Source organism: Irregularibacter muris (assembly GCF_024622505.1).
Classification (GTDB): Bacteria; Bacillota; Clostridia; order Eubacteriales; family Garciellaceae; genus Irregularibacter; species Irregularibacter muris.
The window spans coordinates 129,460-152,446 of record NZ_JANKAS010000003.1; the positions used below are offsets into that span (position 1 = coordinate 129,460).

A 22,987-nucleotide genomic window follows, 5' to 3' on the forward strand; every position below is an offset into this window, starting at 1 on the left:
ATTATGCCTCCAATTTGTAACCGACTCCCCTGAGGGTAGATATTTTAGCTTTTGTACCTATATACTGAAACTTCTTCCTTAGGAAGGAGATATAAACCTCCAGATTATTATTCTCTGCTTCTGATTCATAGCCCCATATCTTTACTAATAGATTTTCTTTATTCACTACCCTTCCCGGTCTAAGTAGAAAATATTTAAGAATTTCCACTTCCTTAGCCGTAAGTTTTATACTATTTTTTTCTCCCTCAAGAAGGTAAGTAGACAAATTTAGGGAAAAATCTTCAAAGGATAAGGTCTCATCTTTGATCACTTCCCCTTTTCTTCTAGCTAATGCTCTTAACCTTGCCAACAGTTCTTCAGTAGAAAATGGCTTTGGGAGATAGTCATCTGCTCCACAGTCTAATCCCCTTATTTTATCTGATATTTCCCCCTTAGCGGTAAGCATGATCACGGGAGTAGATATATTTTCCTGTCGTATCCTTTTTAATATTTCAAGTCCACTGAGTTTAGGCAGCATAATGTCAAGAATGATCACATCATAAATCCCCGTTAAAGCATAATCTAGTCCATCTTCCCCATTATAGACTCCGTCTACTGTATATTTGTTTTTCTTTAAGATTTGTATTAAGGCTTCAGACAATTGCTTTTCATCTTCAACTAACAATGCTTTCATACCCCATCACGCCCTTTTAAAAATATTTATTAGCATTATATCATATCTACCTTAAAACAATTTTAAATGGACTATAGATACAAAAATCTTCCATTTAAGACTGAATTAAGGATTCCATTATAAGATAAGCGTAGGATCAGGAAGCAAAAGGATGTTTATCCCGTAGGCATCCCATGTAAATCATTTTTCAATCGAGGATGGAGGTTTTAGATATGACAAAGAGCTTTAAAAGACTCACCATAGCTTTACTCATTATAGGTCCCATTTTTCTATCGGGCATTGCCGGGTTTATAGGGGCATACTTTGGACAGCATTTGTATTCAAAAGCTACTGTATCAGAGGAAAGCATCTTAAACAATAATATATCATTAAAGAACACAAAAAATACTTCAGGGGAAGCCCTGTCTTATTCTGAAATAGCCGACTTTGCTACAAACTCTGTGGTTGAAATTACTACCGAAACCGTAACGGGAGGCCTTAGAATGAGACAATATATTTCTGAAGGTGCTGGAAGTGGGGTAATTTTATCCAAAGATGGATATATCGTAACCAACAACCATGTTATAAGTGATGCAAATAAAATCACCGTTACCACTACCAATGGAAAAAATTATGCGGCAACCCTTATTGGCACAGATGCCAAAACCGATTTAGCCGTGCTCAAAATAAAGGCTACGGATTTACAGCCCGTCCAATATGCAGATTCCTCCAAATTAGCAGTAGGAGAATCGGTTATTGCCATAGGAAATCCTCTAGGGGAATTAGGAGGAACGGTAACAGAAGGCATTATATCTGCATTAAATAGAGACATTGTTATTGATGGAGAAACCATGAATTTACTGCAAACCTCAGCAGCCATTAACCCTGGAAACTCAGGTGGGGGATTGTTTAATCAATATGGAAAACTCATTGGAATTGTTAATGCCAAATCCAGCGGCTCTGATATAGAGGGATTAGGCTTTGCCATTCCCGCAAACACAGTAAAAAAAGTGGCTGAAGATCTCATCGCCCATGGATATGTACAAGGCAGAGTTGATACTGGATTATCCTTAATCGATGTATCCAATGAAAGGACAGCTATGCTCTATAAAATACAAAGACTAGGTTTATATGTTTTACAAGCAACGGATGATGCTCGTCAATTTCAACCTGGGGATTTCATAGAAAGTGTTGAAGGGACAGAGGTAAGTACCCTGGCAGAATTTAATAAAATAATTGATCAGCATAAAGTTGGAGATACCATAAGCATTATAGTAAGCAGGGGTAGAAATAAACTGGAAATTAACTTAACCCTAAAGCAATTTACCCATTAGCCCAAGGGCTTCATTTAAGACTGAATTAAGATCAGTGAAGTAAAGTAAATACAAATAACAATTATACTAGGGGTGAGAAAATGGATCAATTAAAATTCAGGCATGAAATAAAGCACTGTATTAACACTTTAGATAGCTATATTGTGAGAAGCAGGCTAAAGCATATTATGAAACCAGATGACTTTGCCTTAAAGGATGGAAAATATAAAGTTAGAAGTTTATACTTTGATAATCCTTATGATAAGGCTCTTTTAGAAAAGCTAAATGGCACAGGGAAACGAGAAAAATTTAGAATACGCCTTTACAACGATGATTCCTCCTTTATTAAACTGGAGAAAAAAAGTAAGATAAGGGGATTAACATTAAAAGAAGCTATACAAATAAGTGATGAACAGTGCAAAGCAATCCTCAAAGGGGATCTCTCTTGGATGTCAAATTCAGAGAATCCACTGATTTTAGAGCTTTATATGAAAATGAAAAATGAAGTTTTACAGCCTAAAACATTAGTAGACTATACCAGGGAGGCCTACAGATATGAGCCTGGAAATGTAAGAATTACTATAGATGGTCATATAAAAACTGGGCTTTTTTCTAAGGATTTGCTTAATCCTGTTTTACCTACAATGGAGATATATCCTTCAGGATATCATATTTTGGAGGTGAAATATGATGAATTTTTACCCGGAATAATCAGCGATATCCTACAAACAAACGAACATAGAAGCATCTCAGTATCCAAATATGCAGCCAGTCGATTATATGGCTAATCAAAAATTATGGAGGCGGAAAATGAATCCAACAAATCAACCTACTACTTTTAATGATATTTTCAAATCAAGTTTTCTTGAAAAAGTTTCATCCTTTTCTCTTTTAGACATGGTCCTTGCCATGGGACTAGCCTTTGTATTAGGTCTATTTATATTTTTAGTGTACAAAAAGACCTTTAAAGGCGTGATGTATTCCATTAACTTTGGCGCTTCACTGATGGCTATGACAATGATTACAACCTTTATCATACTCGCTATTACATCCAATGTAGTGCTCTCTTTAGGTATGGTAGGTGCACTTTCTATTGTAAGGTTTAGATCTGCTGTAAAGGAGCCCATTGATATAGCCTTTTTATTTTGGTCTATAAGTGTTGGAATTGTTCTTGGTGCAGGCCTTATCCCCCTTGCAGTACTGGGCTCCTTATTTATAGGAATAGTGTTACTGGTATTTGTGAACAAAAAAAGTACTGACAACCCCTATATTCTGCTTGTGAATATGGCCGGGGATAAAAGTGAAAATAATGTAATGGAGTTTGTTAAGACGAAAGTAAATAAATATGTAGTAAAATCAAAGACCCTATCCTCTGAAAGTCAGATAGAGTTGTCCATAGAAGTTCGACTTTAAAATATGTCAACAGATTTTGTCAATGGTTTAAGTAGAATTGAAGGAGTCAGCAACGCTGTACTTGTAAGCTATAACGGAGAATATATGTCCTAGGAGGAGGGAGCAATGCTAGAAAATAAATATATCAATAGAATAATTATCCTAGGAATGACTGTGGGAATAGGCTTAACCTTGTTTTTCATCCTATCTCCTAAAAGTCTAGAAGTTACTTCAAGCTCAACTACCCCAGCAGAATATGCCCATCTTTTGTTTAATAAAGATAAGGTAGCTGAAATAAATATACAAATGGACAAAACCGATTGGGATTGGATTCTTGAAAATGCTACAAATGAAGAATATAGAAATGCAGACATCACCATTAATGGCGAAACCTTTTATAATGTTGGTATACGCCCCAAGGGGAACTCTAGTCTGAGTATGGTCGCTAGAGACAATACCACCAATCGATTTAGCTTTAAAATAAAATTTGACAAATATGTAAAGGAACAAAGCTATTATGGGTTAGATGAGCTAGTGATCAATAATATGATGAGCGATACAACCTATATGAAGGAATACCTTTCTTATGATTTATTTGAAAAAATGGGAATTACAACGCCCTTATATGCCTTTTCCAATATCCGTATCAATGATGAACCCTGGGGGCTTTATCTTGCTGTAGAGGGTACCAAAGAGAGCTTTTTAAAGAGAAATTTTGAGCAAGATTATGGAAATCTTTATAAGCCAGAGGATAAGGGGTCATCCCTTATGTGGGTAGATGAAAAACATTCTAATTATCAAGGAATTAAGGATAACGCTCAAACAGAGATTACCTCTAGAGATTTTGACAAGGTAGTTGAAATGATTAAGCACCTTAATGAGGGAATAGACTTAGAGAAATATTTAGATGTGGATGAAATCCTTAGATACTTTGCAGTAAATACCCTATTGGTAAATCAAGATAGTTATATTAGTAATTTTCATCATAACTATCTCTTATATGAGAAAAATGGGATTTTTTCCGTTTTCCCATGGGACTTAAATATGTCCTTTGCTGGATTCCAAGTTGAGGGAGCACAACAGGCGGTGGATCTAGCTATTGATAGGCCCTATAGTGGAAGTGCAGAAAACTATCCCTTGATGAGTAAGCTCCTTGAGGTTCCAGAGTATAAGGAAAGGTATAACCACTATTTAGAAGAAGCTGTTCAGCTTTATTTTAAAAGCGGACTATTTAAGGCAACCATTGATCAGGTAGATGGTCTAATTAATGAATATGTTAAAAATGATGCTACTGCTTTTTATCCCTATGAAGAGTATAAAGCTTCCCTCCCCGTATTAAAAGAATTTGGGAAACTAAGAGCCAATAGTGTTCTTGCCCAATTAGAAGGAGAAGCAACAGCTGGTACGGTAGCTTTGGACTTAAAGGCCCTTGGTAGTATGGGTGGTGGAGGAGATAGACCTGATGATATGCCTAAAGAAGCTGCTGCCTTTGCACCCAATGAAAAATCCGGACCTCCCAACTTTGAAAATCGAGAGAAATTTAATCAAGATAAATCTCCCCAACCTCCTGAGAATGGACCTGGCCAAGTTCAGGATAGAAACCTTAGAGAAGAAAATCATCAAAATAAAAATCCTATAAGAGGGCAAGGCACCTTTGGTAGAGGTATGGAAAAAAAGGGCCAGAAGGAAAGATTTATCGTGCTATTCTGTATTTTGATTATGATCGTTGCTATAGTCTATGTGAAACAATTTAAGAGATATAAGTATCTTAAAGGAACTTCCAAAGCATAAAACTTATGATGGAGAGAGGACTATATCCTCCAAAATATCCTATTGGCAATGAAGGAATTCCCCATCCATATAAAACCTTCGGAGTTATCCCGAAGGTTTTATATTGATTAAAATTATTTTAAAGATGTCGCCAATTCCTTTGTTGCCCTTTCTAGTTCTAGCCCTACCTCATGTTGATTTTGAGAAATATCATTCAGTTGATCCACTTCTTTATGAATAGAGAAGACTTCTTCGCTAATCTTCCCTAAGATTTCTGTTATTTTCTTGGTAAATTCTTCACTATTAGCAGCCAGCTTTTGTACTTCCTTTGCTACAATAGCAAAACCCTTTCCATGCTCTCCTGCTCGGGCAGCTTCTATAGAGGCATTTAGACCTAGAACATTGGTCTGGCGAGTTATCTTGTTGATAAATTTAATGATCTGGTCGGTCTCCTGCACATGTTGTAGGGTAATATCGGCAAATTGATTAAGCTTATTGCTAAGAGCCGTCGTCTGCTCTATACTATCATGCATCTTTGCCACACTTTGTTCTGTGACTTGACCAATATTCCTTATTTCATTCATTTGCACTTCTAATTGATTGGTGAGTTCTTCTTCATTGCCCACAAGAATAGTCATTACCTTAGCCGCCGTGCTGCGGATAATTTCCGCATGATGGATATTATGTAAATTGATTTCCTCTGTTACCTTGTGGCTTCCTGTAACTTCAATAATTAGATCTACCTTTTCCGCTAACATCTCCCTAATGCTATCACTATGGGATATCCCCAAATCCCGGGCTAGTCTTATTCCTGGTGCATTTTCATCTACATCTACTATCCCTACTATTTCAATATCTCTCATTTTTTTTAGTGTTTTTAGGATAGAACTTCCTCCCTGTCCTCCACCTATAATGATTACCTTCACAAGATCTTCCCCCTTAGATAGTCTCTTATTTATTGCGCTAGATATTTTATCTTATTAGACATTTTATCTAAAAACCCTTCAAAATTCTAGAAGTTCTTTAGATGGAGTACAGTAAAATACCTATTTTATTCTCCAAATTATTGCTCTATTCTTTAACAAGTGCTAAATCTACAGGAATATAATCTTCTAAGGATTCCCCAGCGATCACCTTCATAGCTGCTTCTACACCTTGGCCTCCAATCTCCTTTGGAAGCTGTTGTACGGTTGCTGCCATACTGCCATCCTTTACTGCTGCAACGGCGTCATCTGTTGCGTCAAATCCTACAACCATGATCTCTTTACCAGAGGACTTAATTGCTTCCAATGCACCTAGAGCCATTTCATCATTATGAGCAAATACTGCGTCAATCTCTGGTTGGGCCTGTAAAATATTTTCCATTACTGAAAGCCCTTCTGCCCTATCAAAATTTGCAGTTTGTTTTGCCACTACTTCAATATCGCTCTCCCCAATAGCTTTGTTGAATCCTTCTCCTCTTTCTCTGGCTGCTGATGCTCCTGGAATTCCTTCTAATTCAACAACCTTACCAGCACCTTCTAATTTCTCAATAATAAATTCTCCTGCCATTTCTCCTCCTGCCACATTGTCTGAAGCGATATGGGCAACAACTTCCCCAGAGCTTGCGGATCGGTCAAGGGTGACCACAGGAATTCCTGCCTCATTAGCTGCTGCTACTGCACTACCTACTGCATCTGAATCAGTTGGGTTAATCATAATCAAATCAACTTTTTGCGTAATAAGATCTTCTACATTTGCAAGTTCTTTTGCCGCGTCATCTTGGGAGTCAAGGACTACAAGCTCCACACCTAATTCATCTGCTTTGGCTTGGGCCCCATCCCTTAAATCTACAAAGAAAGGATTGTTTAATGTGGAAACCACAAGACCAATTTTAGCACTACTTTGTTCTCCCGCAGTTGATTCTTCTCCCTCTGGAGCCTTATCTCCTTGTTCATTGCTACACCCAAAGAAACCAACCGCTAAAACCAATATCAATAATAATGCGAATACCTTTTTGATCCTTTTCATTTTCCTCCTCCTCTTTCCTTATAATTTGATTTATCTTTAACCCTACTAGGGGTTAAATTCTTGTACAGTGTCTACTCCTATTGGGATAGTTTTTGCTTTCTATCCAATAGAACCGCAATTAATATGACTACCCCCTTTGCCACGTCCTGATAGTAGGATGAAACTTGCAAAAGATTTAGGGCATTATTTAAAATCCCTATGATTAAGGCTCCTATAGCCGTTCCATAGATTGTCCCTATACCGCCAGACATGCTAGTGCCGCCAATGATCACCGCAGCTATTGCATCTAATTCATAGCCTACTCCTGCAGTTGGCTGTGCTGATCCCAGTCTTGCTGTGACAATAATGCCTGCTAAGGCAGATAATAAGCCTGAGAATCCATAAACAAATAGTTTTATATTATCGGTCTTAATCCCTGAATACATCGTGGCTTCTTCATTGGAGCCTAAGGAATAGGTATATCGACCAATTCTCATATGATTTAAAATATAATAGGCGATAATAAATACAATAATCATAATGTACACGGGAATAGGAATACGAAATAAATATCCTGTTCCAATCTTAGAAAAGATAGCAGAACCTTGGGCTCCACCAGCACGAATAGGTTTTCCTTGGGTAAATACCAAAGTAAATCCCCTTAATAAAGTCATGGTACCCAAGGTAGCAATAAAGGGCTGTAATCTCCCCTTGCTGATGAAAAGACCATTGATTATTCCTACGGCTAATCCCAACAATAAAGTAATGATGATGACAACTACAATATTCATCCCAGAGGATATGAGACTAGCCGCAATGGCTCCACAAATGGCTAAAACCGATCCTACCGAAAGATCAATCCCCCCGATAAGTATGGCGAAAGTCATGCCTGTAGCAATAACTGCATTGATGGAAGTCTGTCTTAATACGGTTAAAATATTTGACCAAGTTAAAAATCGATCATTTAGTATGCTCATCACAATAATCAAAAAGAATAATACAATCAATGGCTTGTTTTTGGATAAAATATCTTTCCACGATCTTTCCTTTAAGGATATCTTCATTCTTTATCTCACTTCCTTTCCCACAGCTAAGCTCATAATATTTTGCTGATTGGCCTCATCTATATCCAAGACCCCTGTTATCTTCCCTTCATGCATAACCAAAATTCTATCGCTCATCCCTAAAATCTCTGGTATTTCAGAAGAGATCATGATAATGCTCATTCCTTCTTCTTTATATTGATTAATGAGTTCATAAATCTCCTTTTTTGCCCCAACATCTACTCCCCTAGTTGGCTCATCTAAAAGCAGAATTTCAGGATTTGTATTTAAGTTTTTTGCCAAAGAAACTTTTTGCTGATTGCCTCCACTTAAAAATTTTAATAATTGTTTTGCACTGGAAGTTTTAATAGACATGCTTCTTATATACTTTTGAGTAGCCACCTCTTCCTGGGATTTTCTAATGTTTCCAAATCTTCCACCAAAGGACTTTAGGGAGGATAAGGTAACGTTTTCAATCACATTTAGGTTCAATACAACCCCATTGGCCTTCCTATCTTCTGAAACATAAGCAATTCCATGTTTTAAGGCGTCTTTCGGATTGTTTATTTTTACTTTTTTTCCCCTTATGAAAATATCTCCTTTGTCTTTTTGGTAAATGCCATAAAGGGTTCTTGCAAGTTCTGTTCTTCCTGCACCCATAAGACCTGCAACTCCTAGGACCTCACCCCTTCTGAGGCTAAAGGATGCATTGTTTACAAATTTATTGGTCATCCCCTTTACTTCCAAAACAACCTCTCCCAATTGAGTTTGGGTTCTAGGATATTGTTCCTCTAGTTTTCTTCCCACCATCATTTCAATAATTTTATCCTGATCTAAATGGCCAATAGGCTTTTCCCCTACCCATTCTCCGTCTCTGAGCACAGTGACATCATCACAAATTTCAAATATTTCATTTAATCTATGGGAAATATAGACTATACTATGGCCCTGTTGTTTTAATTCTTTGATGACTTGAAATAGTTTTTGGGTTTCAGCAATGGTAAGTGCTCCTGTGGGTTCATCCATAATGATTACTTTAGCATTTAAAGAAAGAGCCTTCGCAATCTCAATAAGTTGTTGTTTTCCCACACTTAGGTTTTTCACAAGCTCCCTAGGATTTTCCTCTAGTCCTAGTTTGTCAAGCCACTTTTTTGCTTCCTCATATAACTCAGCCCATTTTATATTTTTCGCTTTGGTCACAGGTTCCCTACCCAAGAATATATTTTCCCCAATAGACAAATGCTGAACGAGGTTTAGCTCTTGATGAATAATGGCTATTCCACTGTCCTGGGATTCTTTTGTACTGGTGAAATTTACAGCTTTGCCTTGGAAATACACTTCGCCAGAAGTTTTTAAATATACCCCTGTCAGGATTTTCATCAGCGTAGACTTACCTGCACCATTTTCACCTAGTAGTGCCATAATTTTCCCCTTATAAATATTGAAATCTACTTTATTCAATACCCGGACGCCAGAAAATTTCTTTACGATATTCCTCATGGATATAATTTTTTCAGGCATAATTCCCCCTCCAATTTCTACATCCTACTGGTTTTAAAAGACTACTCCCGATACCAAAATAATATTTGCATAGGGTGTAAATTCGCCAGTTCTAATAATGGCCTTGCTCTCTAAGGTTTTTTCTTTAAATTCCTCATGGGAGACATAGAATATTTGAATATCTCGGTTATCCTGTTGTTTGAGACTGCAGATTTTCTCCAAAATTTTATGATGAAGATCTATGCTTTTTTCCTTTATTTCCTTAGCCATAATCACCATTTCTATTTGTTGTTCAGATAAAATGGCCTCAAAAACCTCCATAAAACTAGGTATGCCCTTTGATACTGCTAAATCTATCCTTTGAACACCCTTTGGTACAGGTAGTCCGGCATCCCCAATGGTTAAAGTATCTGTATGCCCCATTTTAGATATCACATAGGAAATTTCCGAATGTAATAACGTGCTTTTTTTCACTTGCCTTCCTCCTTTACATCGTGTTTTGCCCATTGAACCAGTCTTCAAATTGGTCAACTTCTCTTAACAAGGGAAGGGAAGTCTGGGCTCCTTCCTTTGTCACGGTCATTGCACCAACTTTCATGGCAAATGCAATGGCAGCATCCATGGTTTGGTCCTTACTGAGGCTTGCGGCCAAGGCTGCATTAAAGCTATCTCCGGCAGCTGTCGTATCTATGGCTCTCACTTTATATGCCGGATAATGCTTTGTTTCTTCTCTATTTATGTACATACATCCCTTATGGCCCAAGGTTACTACCACCTCTTTTACCCCTTTGTCTACCATTTTCTTTCCGGCAATCTCTATCCCTTCCAGGGTATCTGTTGGATACTCACTTAATAACTCCAATTCCGTTTCATTGGGTGTTAAAACATCTGTATTCATAAGAATTTCTTTATCCAGCTTAGCTGCTGGTGCAGGATTCAATATCGTCATTTTTCCTGCTGATTTAGCTATTCTCAAGGATTCTCTAACGGTTTCTAAGGTAGTTTCAAGCTGAAGGAGCAAAAGATCTGCTGTGGTAATGATTGGACTAAAATTATCAATATCTTCCACAGTTAACCTATAATTTGCCCCTGGTGCCACGGTGATCACATTATTCCCTTTAGGATCAACGATAATGGAGGCTACTCCAGTGGAAGCATCGGTTTTTTCCAAAACTCCCTCTATATTGACCCCATCCCTTTTAAGGGAATCTTTCAAAATCCTCCCCATAGCGTCTTGCCCTACACAACCTATCATATGTACTTCACATCCTAGCTTTGCAATAGCATCGGCTTGGTTGGCTCCTTTCCCTCCAGGAATTTGTTTAAAGCTTTTTCCCATCACCGTCTCCCCAGATCTAGGAATTCTATCTGCATTAATCACCAAGTCCATATTTAAACTCCCCACTACTGCGATCATAGCCTTCTCCCCTTTAACTAGATTTTCTAACAATTAACTCGGTATCTAAAATTATCTTTCTTCCCTCCGAGGATTTATTTCTTGGCTGTTCTTTATTTTCAATACCGTCTATAAGTATCTCTGCCGCCCGATAACCCATCTCATAAATTGGCTGTTTAATGGTTGTAAGCTCTGGTTCTACCATACTGGCCACATAAATATCATCAAATCCCATAATCCCAACATCCTCCGGCACCCTTAAAGAGGCCTCTTTAAGGGCTTTCATAGCTCCTATAGCAATTAAATCGTTTCCACAAAATATCGCATCAAAGGGTATATTTTCCTCCAACAATTGTCTTGTGGCTTCCATACCCCATTGACTTTTGTACTCACCTATTTTTACATAATGGTTATCATAGGTAATTTTGTTTTGAGCCAATGCATTTTTGTATCCATCTAATCTATCTTTGGCCGTTTGTGTATTCATAGAACCTGCAATATAGGCAATTTTTTTATATCCCTTTTCCAAAAGATAATTTACCCCTTTGCAGGAAGCTTTCTGATTGTCTATAAGCACCTTTCCCATTACATTTGGCATTGCATAGTCCCTATCAATTAACACAATAGGCATTCTATATTTTCGAGATTCTCTAGCAATGTCTTTTCGGTCTGCAGAATGGGCAAATATAATCCCATCTACCATTTTTTCTGTTAAAATGTCAATATACTTATCTTCCTGTTCTAAGTTATCATCTGTATTACAAATAATGATGCTATATCGTGCCTGCCTTGCCTTATCTTCCGCACCCCTGGCAATCTCCGGGAAAAATGGATTTACAATATCTGGTAATACCAACCCTAAGGTTCTGCTCTGTCTGGTCACAAGACTTCTCGCCATTGAATTGGGAATATAATCTTTCTCCTTAGCAATTTCTAATACCTTTTCCCGAGTTGCTTGGCTAATGCTTTTATCCTTGTTATTAAATATCATAGAAACTGTGGCAATGGAAACCCCAGCCTCCTTGGCAATTTCTTTAATGGTTACCGGCTTTTTTGTCATAATGATCTTCTACTTTCTTTTTCATTATTAGGTTAAACGTTTAACCCACCTTTATTATACTGTAAAGTTCCAAAATTTACAATAAATAAATAACCCTAATTTTCTACAAAATCCCCCAAAAACTATAGGAAAATGACTATGGTCACTTTAGGGCTATAGAAGGGCCCCCTTACTCACAAGAATTAACTATCCTATATTTAAAAAAGAGCAGCCTCCCCCTAGGGGTGGACTGCTCTTTAGATGTTTCTTCACGATTATTTTATCTATAGAAGTATTTCCCTATTGCTTTGACTTCTAGCTACAACTTTGCCCCCTTTAATGGTATAAAGTCTATCGGGCTGAAGCCTTATGGCATCTCGGGGTGTCTTTGCATCTATAATGACGATATCTGCGATATTCCCTTCTTCTATTCCATAATTTTTCACGCCCAAGATTTTGGCAGCATCTTGGGTAATCATATCAAAGACTTTTTCTATTTCCTGGGGTAAACTCATTTGAGCTGCATGGGCAGTAACTAAAGCGACTTCTAGCATATCTGCCTTTCCAAAGGGGTAGAAGGTATCTTTGACACAATCTTGTCCAAAGCTTACATTGATTCCTGCCTCCAATAGTTCCTTGACTCGAGTAATCCCTCGTCTTATAGGCTGTTTATCCTTTCTCCCTTGAAGCATTAGGTTAGTAACTGGATTGGTAATCATATGAATACCGGCCTTTTTCACTTTGTCAATGACATAGCTGGCATAGTGGTCATCATAGGCCGCTAGGGCGCAAGTATGGCCTGCGGTAACTCTTCCTTGCCATCCTCTTTTTATGGTCTCATCGGCCAGCATTTCTAAAGTTCTGTAAAAGGGATCATCGGTTTCGTCCACATGCATATCCACATCTGCATTATACTTTTCCGCAATATCAAAGCAGATTTCAATATGTTTTTTACTGTCTTCCGGAGTATTCTCATTGGCAGGCATGCCCCCTACAATATCTGCCCCCATTTCCATAGCTTCTTCCATGAGTTTTTCACAACCGGGATCTTTGATTATTCCTTCCTGGGGAAAGGCTATGGTTTGAATATCCATAATGTCTTTATATTTCTCTTTGGTAGCAAGTACTCCTTCTAGGGGTTTTAACTTTCCTATGGTATCTATATCCACATGAGTTCTCATGCGAGTGGTGCCGTTTAATACCCCCATTTTGATTACCTGGCCTGCTCTTTCTACCACATCCTCAGTAGTATAATTTTTCTTTTTATCCCAAATAATTTCAATAGCCTCTGTGAGGGTACCGGTTTTATTCTCCCGTACTACATCTACGATATTGACTTTATCTAAATGGATATGGGGATCAATAAAAGCTGGGGTGGTTAGATTCCCCTTGGCATCTATTTCTTCTTTGGCCTTGACTTCCAGCCTCTCTGCTAGGGCTGTGATTTTCCCCTCTTGAATTCCCATATCCCATAGTCCTTCTTTGTTTCTAAGCCTTGCATTACGAATTATAAGATCCATATTTCTTCCCCCTTTATATTATTTCCTACAGGATCTCCACAGCAGAGTCCATAATTTCCAACCGATGATCTTTTTCTATAAAATCTATTATCTTCTCTACCGTCTTTCTTGCCTGTATCTGACTTAAAGATACACAGGCAAAACCTATTTCTGCCCTTTGCCAAATGTCTTGTTGATCTGCTTCAATAATGGAAACATTGAACCTAGCTTTTATTCTTTCCATCACGCTTTTCACAACACTTCTTTTTTCTTTAAGAGAATGGGCCTCTTGAATTCTACATTCTAAGGTACAAATCCCGACAAACATAGATTCACCCCCTATTTTTATCTATTTTTCTTGAAGAATTCGATTAAGGCATCTACACTTTCCTCTGTGGTAGCCCAAGAGGTAACAAGCCTTATTACTGTCCTGTCCTTGTCCAGCTTTTCTTGTACTGTGTATTTAAATTCCTTTGATAACTTTTCCAGTAAAGTATTGGGTAGTGTGATAAATAGCTGATTGGAGACAGGCTTCTCATAAAAGGTATAATCCAAGGCTTCTAATGAACTGGCTATTTTCTCTGCCATTTTATTGGCGTGCCTTGCCAGGTCGAAGTACAGATTATCTTGGAACAGGGCTTCAAATTGGATGCCTAAGACAAATCCTTTAGCCATCATAGCTCCTCGTTGCTTCATTAGGATACGAAAATCTGTCTTGAGCTCATCCCTAAGAATAACAATAGCTTCTCCTAATAATGCACCGTTTTTGGTGCCGCCAATATAGAAAACATCCACTAACCTTGCAATGTCCTTTAATGCTAAATCATTGGCTTCACTCATCAAAGCTGAACCAAGGCGGGCACCGTCCATAAAGAGAAGTAAGTCTTTTTCCTTGCAGATAGCATGAAGAGCTTCTAATTCTGCCTTAGAATATAAGCTTCCCAACTCGGTAGAGTTGGATATATATACCATCTTTGGTTGAGGTGTATACTCTTCAGCGTTTTCCTCAAGGGCTCTCTGTATTTCATAGGGTGTAAGTTTCCCTTCTTTACAGGGCACACTAATAACCTTATGTCCAGTTGCCTCTATAGCCCCTGATTCATGACCTGTGATATGGCCGGTATCCGCAGAAATCACACATTGGTGGGGACGAAGAAAGGAACCAATCACAAGAAGATTACTTTGGGTACCTCCAGGAATAAAATGAATATCTGCATCTTCCCTTTCCATAGCCTTTTTCATATATTCCTTTGCTTTTTCACTGTGAATATCTTGCCCATATCCTCCATTTTGTTCTAAATTTGCTTTGATCATGAGATCTAGAACCTGTGGATGGGCTCCCTCACTATAATCATTCATAAAACTGTACATATTCATCTCCCCATTCATCAAATTTTGGATTCACTTATTCTCCATACTTTTTTAATTTTATTATTTATCTACTATCATTAGATGTAGCAGCTATCCTTCTAGAAATTCATTATTCATTTTGTTTGCCCTTCACTTGACTTATAAAACATATCCTCTACCCTCTCTTGGGTTCTTATGGAAATTTACCTATTCCTATCCCTTTTCCTATTGTCCAATTTTTTCAGCTAATTCATTGAGATATACCCATCTTTGCATTTTCTCTTCTAGAGCTGTTTCCAGCTTAGACTTCTCTTCTGTCAATTCCTGAAGAAGGATATAATCAGTCGTTGTTTGCCCCATTTGTGCTTCTACTTTTTCTATTTTATCCTCTAATTCTGTAATCTCATCATCTATGGTTTCATATTCTCTTTGTTCTTTATAAGTAAATTTTAAAGGTTTTTCTTTATTCCTTTTGTAAGAGATATTGACCTTTTTCTCCTTAGGACTCTTTTCTTTGTCTTGACTGTCTTCTTCAAGATTATCTTTTTGGGACAATAAAAACTCAGTATAATTCCCCGTATGTTGTTCTATCTCTCCCTGCTCCTTAAATAAGAATATTTTTTCGGTTATTTTATCTAGGAAATATCTATCGTGAGATACCGCAATCACCGCCCCTGGAAAACCTTCTAAATAGTCCTCTAAAATGGTCAAGGTTTCTATATCCAGATCATTGGTAGGTTCATCTAATAAAAGTACATTAGGCGCCTCCATCAATACTCTTAAAAGGTGCAGTCTTCTTTTTTCTCCCCCAGAAAGTTTGGAAATATAGGTCCATTGTAGGGTACCATCAAATAAAAATCTTTCCATCATTTGAGAGGCGGTTATTTTATCTCCCTGGGCAGTTTCTATATATTCTGCTGCGTCTTTGATATATTCTATGGCCCTAAGCTTTTCATCAATATGATAGCTTTCCTGGGAAAATAGACCGATCTTTACGGTTTCACCACTTTCTACCCTACCGGTATCTGGCTTTATTTTACCTGCTAGAATGTTGATTAAGGTAGATTTTCCTTTGCCATTTGCTCCTATGATGCCTACTCTGTCATCCCTTAAAAGAGTATAGCTGAAATCTTGGATGACCTTTTTATCTCCAAAGCTTTTTGAGATATTGATTGCTTCTATTACTTTTCGTCCTAGTCTTGTAGCTCCTACAGATAACTCCATCTTTTCTGTATTTAGGTTTGTTTTTCCCTCTTTGAGCTTTTCAAATCTCCCTATTCTTGCCTTTTGCTTGGTGGTTCTAGCCTTAGCCCCTGTTCTTATCCATTTTAACTCTTTATTATACAATTGCTGTCTTTTTTGCTCTAAAGAACTCTGTAATTGCTCTCGTTCCATTTTCTTTTCTAAAAAATACTGATAGTTTCCTTGATACTCATAGAGCTTTCCCTTATCCAATTCTATAATTTTGTTCACGATTCTATCTAGAAAATACCGGTCATGGGTAATCATCAAGAGAGAACCCTTTCGATTATTTAGATATCCCTCTAACCAATCAATGGAGTCATCATCTAAATGGTTGGTAGGCTCATCTAAGATCAGTAAATCGCTGGGTTTAATCAAAGCCGATGCCAGGGCTATTCTTTTTTTCTGCCCCCCAGATAGCTTTCCCACTATGGCTTTAAAATCTGTAATGCCTAATTTTGTAAGGATGGTCTTGGCCTCACTTTCTAATTCCCAGGCATTCAAAGCATCCATTTGCTGACTTAGTCTAATGATTTCCTCACTGGACGTCCTTGGGGACTCTAAGGCTTTATTGTACTCTCTAATGATCTCCATTTCCTTGGCACTTCCTTGAAATACCTGCTCTAAAACTGTAGATTCCTGATCAAAATAAGGATTTTGGCTCAGGTATTCAATCCTGACGTCGTTCCCTTTAATAATTCTTCCATCCTCTGCTGCCTCTTGTCCTATAAGTACCTTGAGCAAAGTGCTTTTCCCTGTGCCATTAATGCCAATCAGTCCAATTTTATCCCCTTCGTGTATTCCAAAACTTATATGATGAAATAGCTCTTTTTCGCTATATTTTTTTGATATATTCTCTACACTTAATAAGTTCACAACGATTCCTCCTGCCATTTTCAAGGCTTTTAATGGCTATATTTCTAATGTCAAAACAATGGGACAGTGATCGCTTCCTAAAACTTCTGAATGAATCTCACTATCCTTTAATGAATCTTTTAATCTTTCTGATACAATGAAATAGTCAATTCTCCAACCAACATTTCTATCTCTAGCCTGTCTCATATAAGACCACCAAGTATAAGCATCTTCCCTCTCGGGATAAAAATATCTAAAGGTATCAATGTACTTGGACTCTAATAGCTTTGTCATTTTTTCCCGTTCCTCTATAGTAAAGCCTGCATTTTTTGTATTGCTTTTAGGGTTTCTTAAATCAATTTCTTTATGGGCAACATTTAAGTCACCGCATAGAATTAAAGGTTTTTCTTTATCTAATTCATTTAAATACTGTCTAAATTCCTCTTCCCATTCCATTCTATACGCTAATCTTGCAAGACCTCTTTGGGAATTTGGAGTATAGCAAGTTATCATGAAAAAGTCTTCAAACTCTAGGGTAATGACTCGCCCTTCTTTGTCATGCTCCTCCCTATCTATTCCATATCTTACCGACAAAGGTTTATGTTTTGTGAAAATAGCTGTACCGGAGTATCCCTTTTTCTCTGCATAATTCCAGTACATATCATATCCTTCTAAGTCCAAATCTATTTGACCTTCTTGTAGTTTTATTTCCTGTAAACAGAAAATATCTGCATCCACTTCCTTAAAATAATCCATAAATCCTTTATTCATACAGGCCCTAAGACCATTGACATTCCACGATACCATCTTCACTTTCATCTCTCCTTTCCATCATAAGCCTATTGTATCAATGTCTTCCCCAAGGAACAAGAGGGAAAAGAAACAAGGAGCCTAGAATTTCTGCTTTAAGAAAGTTTGGTCCCTTACTAGCAAGACCTCCTTTCCTGCATTAAGAAAAAAGTGTGCAATATGCACACTTTTCATGGGAAAGGAAGATATGAAGATGGCTAAAAATAAATTATTTTAGAGATAAAGCATCTATTATTTTCTTTTGAAATAAAGACCTGTTTCTGTGTCCTTAGTCTAGAATTATTCTTTTTCCTTGATGGGAAATGACCTTTTGTAAAGGCTTAAAAAGTATTAATATTAGGATAAAGTTGGAGACTCCGTGAATGATATCAAAGGGCAATCCCCTTACCCAATAGGTAATGCCATAGGCCCAACCATAGAAAAAGGATTCTGCCACAGCGAAAAATGCTCCAAAACCTAATCCATAAATCCCGCCTAAGATGGCAAAGCCATATTCACTTTTTACCTTCTTTCCTAAGGTTCCTGATAGCACCACCAACAACGGCCAAACAAAGTAATATACGATTAGCCATGTACTAAATCCATAAATAAATATTTCCGTGGTGGTAAAGATGAGCGATACTAGGAAAGTCCTCTTTATTCCAAAGACATTGGCATAAATAATAAAAAGCAAGGTCACAATTTCCACATTAGGAATAAAGGATAAGGCTAATTTCCCCCCTGTAATGGTAGCACTGAGTAGCCCGATTAGGGCAATATCCTTGGCTCTCATTTTAGAATTTTTGTAGCTCAAATTTGTAATGTTCTCCATCCATTATAGGGATTTCCTGGGGGCCTGTTTCTGCTTCTTTCCCATCTACGGTGATATAAAAATACTCACTTTCGCTCTCCTTAGCCTCATAATTCATCAGTCCTGTAACCATTGTACCAAAATCATATTTCGTAAAGGTTGCTCCTAACTCTTCTTCATGTTCTTGCAAAAGGGCCAGTAGGAATTCGTGATCTGTAGTATAGGTAAATTCTTTATCTACCCCTTCTTTTTCATTAACCACTTGTATGACTACCTTTTTTTCTCCTTCTACTCCCTTGGGAGACAGGAATGTATTGTAACCTACAAATAATAATACCGCTACTAATAAAACGCCAATAATAATGCCTACTTTTTTATTCATCTTTACTTTTCCTCCTTTTTATTTTGAAGTGGTGAAGTTTGTGCTGTTTTCTTATATTTTTAATTCATAACTTTTGGATGTAAATAATTTGTTCTCCTCTTTATCTAAAATATTGACATAAAGGCTTAGTATATATAAGAAGTTGGCCGATAAATTGGTAAAGGAAAAAAGTATAGAGGGGACTTCCTTTTCCTCTCGATGAATTTTATTCAGTAGCCTGACCACTTCCTTGGCTTTATGTCTAGCAATATTTATCTGACAGGACAGATAGGACCCCGTAGGCAAAGTGAAATGTTTAATCTTTATATCGGCCTGATACTCTTGATACAATTTGTGCAGTTTCTCCAAGTCCTCCTTCTCCACCGCTAACTTTCCTCTTAAGGAACCGTTAACGTGAAGGGACATTTCACATAACCATAATACATCTTCCTGTAAATTTCTAGGATAGTTCTCCTGTTTTGCTATAGAGTGCACCAATCCCAGATAACTACTTAATCCATCGGTCAATACTTCAAAATCACAGAACATACTTTTCTCTGGCATAAAAGTATAACATACTTCATCAAATTTCCCCATGATCTACCTCCTTCAATAAATATAAGCCATCAGCTGCTACTTCATTTGTTTTCCTGCCAACAGAAAAAACCCTTTCCACCTCACGGGAAAGGGTTTTTTCTCTGTATTCTATGGTATATATAGAATGTTATCTTCTGGTCACCATGAACAACACTTCATATCCCGTGAAGTTTCCAATTGTTCCTTCATATAGGCAGGTCTTCCGGCTCAGTACAAAAACTGTTTTTGCCTTCCCAGTTTCCCAGTGGCTAGTAAAAACAGCACATACTATACTTTACGGCGGCGGGACCGCACAGGACTTTAACCTGTTTCCCTTTTCATGCATATCTTCATGCAACCTATTTGACTTATTAACTTGTCTTATAACTCATTATATTCCCATACTTTCAAAAATACAACTAAATTTTTACAAGAAAGCGGCCAAGGTCGCTCCAGTGATATAGAAAAGCTTGGTTCCTTGCTAGCAAGGCAAACTTTTCTCTTTTCTTCTCTATCTCTTTTCAAAAAACTTATTGACAAAAAAGTATATATTTTCTATACTGTTAATATAATATATATACAGTATAGTCACACTATACACAGCTGTGTAGAAGGAGGGTTGTCATGGGAATTATGATATCCAATTCTTCCAATGAACCTATTTATCAACAGATTGCCGGTCAAATTAAAGGCATGATCATAAGGGGCCATCTACAAGAGGGAGATGCTTTGCCTTCTATTCGAGGCCTTGCCAGGGATTTGCAAATATCAGTGATTACCACCAAAAGAGCCTATGAGGAATTGGAGAAAGAAGGTTTTATCCAAACCATGCAAGGAAAGGGTTCCTTTGTGGCCATGCAGAACAAAGAACTTTTACGGGAAAAGAAATTAAAGATTATAGAAGAAAAACTTTTGGAAGTGGTCAAAGAAAGTAAATTATTAGGGTTAAGTCATCAAGAAGTTCAAGAAATGCTACAGATTTTATTTCAGGAGGTATAGAGATGTTACAAGTAGAGAATTTATCCAAATCCTTTAAAAATTTCAATTTAGACAATGTATCTTTTCACTTAGAACCAGGGTATATTATGGGTTTTATCGGACCCAATGGGGCTGGGAAAACCACCACCATTAAACTCATCATGAATCTTTTGAAAAAAGATGAGGGTAAAATTAAAATTTTTGGAAAAGACAATGTACAACAGGAGAAAGAAATCAAAGATCGGATAGGTTTTGTCTATGATTCCTCTTATTTTTATGAAGATTTATCTATAAAACAAATGAAGGATATTATTTCCCCTTTTTATAGTCATTGGGTAGAAGACACCTTTCAAAAGTATTTAAAAAGATTTGACTTGGACCCAAAGCAGAAAATAAAGAAATTATCTAAGGGGATGAAGATGAAGTTCTCTCTTAGCCTTGCCCTCTCCCACCAGGCAGAATTGATTATCATGGATGAACCCACCTCGGGTCTAGATCCTGTTTTTCGAAGAGAGATTTTAGATATTTTATACGATATTATTCAAGATGAAAATAAATCTATTTTCTTTTCTACCCACATCACCACAGATTTAGAAAAGATTGCCGATTATATTACCTTTATCAATAAAGGGAGAATAATATTCTCTAAGTCTAAGGATGAAATTCTAGAATCTTTTAAAATTGTAAAAGGAGCACCCCATCTTTTAGATGCCTCCATTCGAAAAAACTTTATCTCCCTTAGGGAAACTAAAGTTGGATTTGAGGGATTGACAGAAAGTCCAAGAATCATACAAAATACCCTAAAAGATAAAGTAATAATAGAAAAACCTAGTCTAGAAGACATTATGGTTTATATGGTAAGGGGGGAATAACATGTTTGCGTTGATTAAAAAGGATCTTATTTTAAGTTTTGGGAATAAACAAACTTATTTTTTATTGCTGTTCTATCCTCTATTGCTCTTGTTTATCACGGGCATGGAAAACCCTGGGATTATGATATTTGCCTGTGTTTCTACCTTTACGTTTTTACTCCCTCTGATTTCCTTTGCCTATGAGGAACTTCTGGATTCAAATATGCTTTTGGGTTCCTTGCCGATAAAAAGATGGGAAGTAGTGGTCAATAAATATATCTTTGCTCTGATTGTTTTTGGGCTTTCTATTCCTTATACCTATTTGTATATGAGCATTTTAAATTTTTTAGGATTTAACATTCTGGAGTTTTTCCATATATCTCTTATAAAAGATGTTTCTTTTTTCTCTTTATTCTCACTATCTATTGCTATACCCTTACATTATATATTCCCTTCTAAAATTGCTCGTTTAGCCCATGTTTTTATTTATATTCTGCTGACTAACCATTTTGTTCTGCAGGGTTCTACTACATTGCTTAAAGGGATTCAATCTCCTCTTTTAGGGATAGGGATATTTCTATTGTCTTTGGGGATCTCTATTGCGCTATATCAATCTAAGGATGTTTATTAGGAGGTGTTATTTTTGAAAGCATTAATCTGGAAAGATCTCCAGCTATTAAAATATGTAAACTTTATTATAGGGATAGTCGGTATCCTCTTTACCTTTGTTATTATGTCTCAAGAGGTATTCTTCATCTCCCAACTGGCTTATGCCTTTCTTGCCTTTGTTTTTCCCTATGTGGCTTCCATGTTTTTGTCTCAACATGAGAGTAAAAGCCAAGGAGATGTCGTTGTCAATTCTCTTCCGGTGAAAAGAAGAGAAATTGTAAAGGCCAGATATTATACCCTAGGGGTATACTCATTGGGCATTAACATCCTTATGTTTGTTTTGAGTACCTTGATTGGTGTATTTATGTCCGATAGCTTTAGGGGAAGCCCATCTTCTATATTTACCATTTTTTTGGCTATAGCTTTTACGCTGATTTTCTTTTCCCTTTATTTACCTTTCCAATATTATAGTCAAGGAAAAGTACAAATCTTTAATGGGATTTTTTATCTACTCCTTATGTTAATTCCCAATATCCTTAGAAGATATGGACAAAAAATCATGACAACAAAATTCTTCAATGTATTAGTGTCCCTAGACTTCGTGATATTAAGCTTTGTTCTTTTGCTCTTTTCTCTACTTCTCTACGCTCTATCCTTTGGTATCTCTACAATAATATATAAAAACAAAGAGTTCTAGGACTGGGAGGAGAGGATGAACAACCATCTTGGGGAGAGATCACCGTCTCCCCTGAGACTGTTTAAAAAACATATATAAAGGAAAATACCTGAATTTGTCACTGTGAGCATAGGGAAGAATCTAGCATTTAAGCTGGTTTAAGATTCTTCACTCCGCTACGCTACATTGAGAATGACACAAAGCAGGACTTTTTAAACAACTTGAGGGGAGACAACCGTCTCCCCTCTTTTTAGATTCCTATAAACTTTTTTGCAGATCTCCCTTGGTATTGTCGT

Annotated in this window: 23 protein-coding genes, 1 pseudogene and 1 riboswitch; of the genes and pseudogenes, 8 read left to right on the plus strand and 16 right to left on the minus strand. The window is 37.1% G+C overall.

Annotated elements, in window-relative coordinates:
* Position 1 precedes the first annotated feature (1 nt).
* Positions 2-673 carry a response regulator transcription factor gene (locus tag NSA47_RS04995; protein ID WP_257529813.1) on the minus strand — a complete coding sequence of 224 codons (672 nt, stop codon included), beginning with the start codon at positions 671-673 and terminating at the stop codon, positions 2-4.
* A 212-nt stretch (positions 674-885) separates the two neighbouring features.
* Here NSA47_RS04995 and NSA47_RS05000 point away from each other — a divergent pair, with 212 nt between their 5' ends.
* The 4 genes and pseudogenes from NSA47_RS05000 to NSA47_RS05015 all read left to right on the plus strand — a co-directional run bounded on the left by NSA47_RS05000 (position 886) and on the right by NSA47_RS05015 (position 5,148).
* Positions 886-1,986, plus strand: a complete 1,101-nt coding sequence (locus tag NSA47_RS05000; protein ID WP_257529814.1) for a S1C family serine protease — start codon at positions 886-888, stop codon at positions 1,984-1,986.
* A gap of 80 nt (positions 1,987-2,066) precedes the next feature.
* The gene (locus NSA47_RS05005) at positions 2,067-2,753 is read left to right on the plus strand and encodes a polyphosphate polymerase domain-containing protein (protein WP_257529815.1); all 687 of its coding nucleotides are present in this window, start codon (positions 2,067-2,069) and stop codon (positions 2,751-2,753) included.
* Between the two features lie 22 nt (positions 2,754-2,775).
* Positions 2,776-3,471: pseudogene (locus NSA47_RS05010) on the plus strand (DUF4956 domain-containing protein).
* Between the two features lie 12 nt (positions 3,472-3,483).
* Positions 3,484-5,148 (plus strand): CotH kinase family protein, encoded by a 1,665-nt coding sequence (locus tag NSA47_RS05015; RefSeq protein ID WP_257529816.1) that lies wholly within the window; start codon positions 3,484-3,486, stop codon positions 5,146-5,148.
* A gap of 113 nt (positions 5,149-5,261) precedes the next feature.
* Here NSA47_RS05015 and NSA47_RS05020 read toward each other — a convergent pair whose 3' ends face one another.
* From NSA47_RS05020 to NSA47_RS05090, 15 genes are all read right to left on the minus strand, one after another.
* Entirely contained in the window at positions 5,262-6,053 is a 792-nt protein-coding gene (locus NSA47_RS05020; RefSeq protein WP_257529817.1) for a methyl-accepting chemotaxis protein, read from the minus strand.
* Between the two features lie 145 nt (positions 6,054-6,198).
* Positions 6,199-7,137 carry a ribose ABC transporter substrate-binding protein RbsB gene (gene rbsB, locus NSA47_RS05025; RefSeq protein WP_257529818.1) on the minus strand — a complete coding sequence of 313 codons (939 nt, stop codon included), beginning with the start codon at positions 7,135-7,137 and terminating at the stop codon, positions 6,199-6,201.
* A gap of 77 nt (positions 7,138-7,214) precedes the next feature.
* Complete coding sequence (rbsC, locus tag NSA47_RS05030) at positions 7,215-8,180, minus strand: ribose ABC transporter permease (protein WP_257529819.1); 966 nt, start codon at positions 8,178-8,180, stop codon at positions 7,215-7,217.
* 3 nt (positions 8,181-8,183) lie between these two features.
* Complete coding sequence (locus NSA47_RS05035; protein ID WP_257529820.1) at positions 8,184-9,680, minus strand: sugar ABC transporter ATP-binding protein; 1,497 nt, start codon at positions 9,678-9,680, stop codon at positions 8,184-8,186.
* A gap of 33 nt (positions 9,681-9,713) precedes the next feature.
* Entirely contained in the window at positions 9,714-10,133 is a 420-nt protein-coding gene (rbsD, locus tag NSA47_RS05040; RefSeq protein ID WP_257529821.1) for a D-ribose pyranase, read from the minus strand.
* Positions 10,134-10,146: 13 nt separating this feature from the next.
* Positions 10,147-11,076: a ribokinase gene (rbsK, locus tag NSA47_RS05045; RefSeq protein ID WP_257529822.1), complete on the minus strand. Its 930-nt coding sequence runs from the start codon at positions 11,074-11,076 to the stop codon at positions 10,147-10,149.
* Positions 11,077-11,089: 13 nt separating this feature from the next.
* Complete coding sequence (locus tag NSA47_RS05050; RefSeq protein ID WP_257529823.1) at positions 11,090-12,115, minus strand: LacI family DNA-binding transcriptional regulator; 1,026 nt, start codon at positions 12,113-12,115, stop codon at positions 11,090-11,092.
* 263 nt (positions 12,116-12,378) lie between these two features.
* Positions 12,379-13,614: an amidohydrolase family protein gene (locus tag NSA47_RS05055; protein ID WP_257529824.1), complete on the minus strand. Its 1,236-nt coding sequence runs from the start codon at positions 13,612-13,614 to the stop codon at positions 12,379-12,381.
* Between the two features lie 25 nt (positions 13,615-13,639).
* Entirely contained in the window at positions 13,640-13,921 is a 282-nt protein-coding gene (locus NSA47_RS05060) for a DUF503 domain-containing protein (RefSeq protein ID WP_257529825.1), read from the minus strand.
* A gap of 17 nt (positions 13,922-13,938) precedes the next feature.
* A complete protein-coding gene (locus tag NSA47_RS05065) occupies positions 13,939-14,964 on the minus strand; it encodes a threonine aldolase family protein (protein ID WP_257529826.1) in 1,026 nt (341 codons plus the stop codon).
* 204 nt (positions 14,965-15,168) lie between these two features.
* A complete protein-coding gene (locus tag NSA47_RS05070) occupies positions 15,169-17,061 on the minus strand; it encodes an ABC-F family ATP-binding cassette domain-containing protein (protein ID WP_257529827.1) in 1,893 nt (630 codons plus the stop codon).
* Between the two features lie 36 nt (positions 17,062-17,097).
* Positions 17,098-17,853, minus strand: a complete 756-nt coding sequence (locus tag NSA47_RS05075; protein ID WP_257529828.1) for an exodeoxyribonuclease III — start codon at positions 17,851-17,853, stop codon at positions 17,098-17,100.
* Positions 17,854-18,118: 265 nt separating this feature from the next.
* Positions 18,119-18,661 (minus strand): hypothetical protein, encoded by a 543-nt coding sequence (locus NSA47_RS05080; RefSeq protein ID WP_257529829.1) that lies wholly within the window; start codon positions 18,659-18,661, stop codon positions 18,119-18,121.
* A complete protein-coding gene (locus tag NSA47_RS05085) occupies positions 18,624-19,022 on the minus strand; it encodes a hypothetical protein (protein WP_257529830.1) in 399 nt (132 codons plus the stop codon). The genes NSA47_RS05080 and NSA47_RS05085 overlap by 38 nt, the downstream gene beginning before the upstream one ends.
* Before the next feature lie 51 nt (positions 19,023-19,073).
* Positions 19,074-19,598, minus strand: a complete 525-nt coding sequence (locus NSA47_RS05090) for an ATP:cob(I)alamin adenosyltransferase (protein ID WP_257529831.1) — start codon at positions 19,596-19,598, stop codon at positions 19,074-19,076.
* Positions 19,599-19,773: 175 nt separating this feature from the next.
* A riboswitch (cobalamin riboswitch) is annotated at positions 19,774-19,955 on the minus strand.
* A 246-nt stretch (positions 19,956-20,201) separates the two neighbouring features.
* Between NSA47_RS05090 and NSA47_RS05095 the strand changes: the two genes are divergently transcribed.
* The 4 genes from NSA47_RS05095 to NSA47_RS05110 are packed head-to-tail and all read left to right on the plus strand — an operon-like array spanning position 20,202 to position 22,712.
* Complete coding sequence (locus NSA47_RS05095; RefSeq protein ID WP_257529832.1) at positions 20,202-20,576, plus strand: GntR family transcriptional regulator; 375 nt, start codon at positions 20,202-20,204, stop codon at positions 20,574-20,576.
* Between the two features lie 2 nt (positions 20,577-20,578).
* On the plus strand, positions 20,579-21,427 hold the full coding sequence (locus NSA47_RS05100; RefSeq protein WP_257529833.1) for an ABC transporter ATP-binding protein: 849 nt from the start codon (positions 20,579-20,581) through the stop codon (positions 21,425-21,427).
* A 1-nt stretch (position 21,428) separates the two neighbouring features.
* Positions 21,429-22,037: an ABC-2 transporter permease gene (locus NSA47_RS05105; protein WP_257529834.1), complete on the plus strand. Its 609-nt coding sequence runs from the start codon at positions 21,429-21,431 to the stop codon at positions 22,035-22,037.
* A gap of 12 nt (positions 22,038-22,049) precedes the next feature.
* Positions 22,050-22,712: an ABC-2 transporter permease gene (locus NSA47_RS05110; protein WP_257529835.1), complete on the plus strand. Its 663-nt coding sequence runs from the start codon at positions 22,050-22,052 to the stop codon at positions 22,710-22,712.
* Positions 22,713-22,987 lie beyond the last annotated feature (275 nt).

Bases quoted from the DNA above. Each gene is read 5' to 3' on its own strand.
- NSA47_RS04995 (WP_257529813.1), bottom strand. From the start codon at position 673: ATGAAAGCATTGTTAGTTGAAGATGAAAAGCAATTGTCTGAAGCCTTA.
- NSA47_RS05000 (WP_257529814.1), top strand. From the start codon at position 886: ATGACAAAGAGCTTTAAAAGACTCACCATAGCTTTACTCATTATAGGT.
- NSA47_RS05005 (WP_257529815.1), top strand. From the start codon at position 2,067: ATGGATCAATTAAAATTCAGGCATGAAATAAAGCACTGTATTAACACT.
- NSA47_RS05015 (WP_257529816.1), top strand. From the start codon at position 3,484: ATGCTAGAAAATAAATATATCAATAGAATAATTATCCTAGGAATGACT.
- rbsB (WP_257529818.1), bottom strand. From the start codon at position 7,137: ATGAAAAGGATCAAAAAGGTATTCGCATTATTATTGATATTGGTTTTA.
- rbsC (WP_257529819.1), bottom strand. From the start codon at position 8,180: ATGAAGATATCCTTAAAGGAAAGATCGTGGAAAGATATTTTATCCAAA.
- NSA47_RS05035 (WP_257529820.1), bottom strand. From the start codon at position 9,680: ATGCCTGAAAAAATTATATCCATGAGGAATATCGTAAAGAAATTTTCT.
- rbsK (WP_257529822.1), bottom strand. From the start codon at position 11,076: ATGATCGCAGTAGTGGGGAGTTTAAATATGGACTTGGTGATTAATGCA.
- NSA47_RS05050 (WP_257529823.1), bottom strand. From the start codon at position 12,115: ATGACAAAAAAGCCGGTAACCATTAAAGAAATTGCCAAGGAGGCTGGG.
- NSA47_RS05055 (WP_257529824.1), bottom strand. From the start codon at position 13,614: ATGGATCTTATAATTCGTAATGCAAGGCTTAGAAACAAAGAAGGACTA.
- NSA47_RS05060 (WP_257529825.1), bottom strand. From the start codon at position 13,921: ATGTTTGTCGGGATTTGTACCTTAGAATGTAGAATTCAAGAGGCCCAT.
- NSA47_RS05065 (WP_257529826.1), bottom strand. From the start codon at position 14,964: ATGTACAGTTTTATGAATGATTATAGTGAGGGAGCCCATCCACAGGTT.
- NSA47_RS05080 (WP_257529829.1), bottom strand. From the start codon at position 18,661: ATGGAGAACATTACAAATTTGAGCTACAAAAATTCTAAAATGAGAGCC.
- NSA47_RS05085 (WP_257529830.1), bottom strand. From the start codon at position 19,022: ATGAATAAAAAAGTAGGCATTATTATTGGCGTTTTATTAGTAGCGGTA.
- NSA47_RS05090 (WP_257529831.1), bottom strand. From the start codon at position 19,598: ATGGGGAAATTTGATGAAGTATGTTATACTTTTATGCCAGAGAAAAGT.
- NSA47_RS05095 (WP_257529832.1), top strand. From the start codon at position 20,202: ATGGGAATTATGATATCCAATTCTTCCAATGAACCTATTTATCAACAG.
- NSA47_RS05100 (WP_257529833.1), top strand. From the start codon at position 20,579: ATGTTACAAGTAGAGAATTTATCCAAATCCTTTAAAAATTTCAATTTA.
- NSA47_RS05105 (WP_257529834.1), top strand. From the start codon at position 21,429: ATGTTTGCGTTGATTAAAAAGGATCTTATTTTAAGTTTTGGGAATAAA.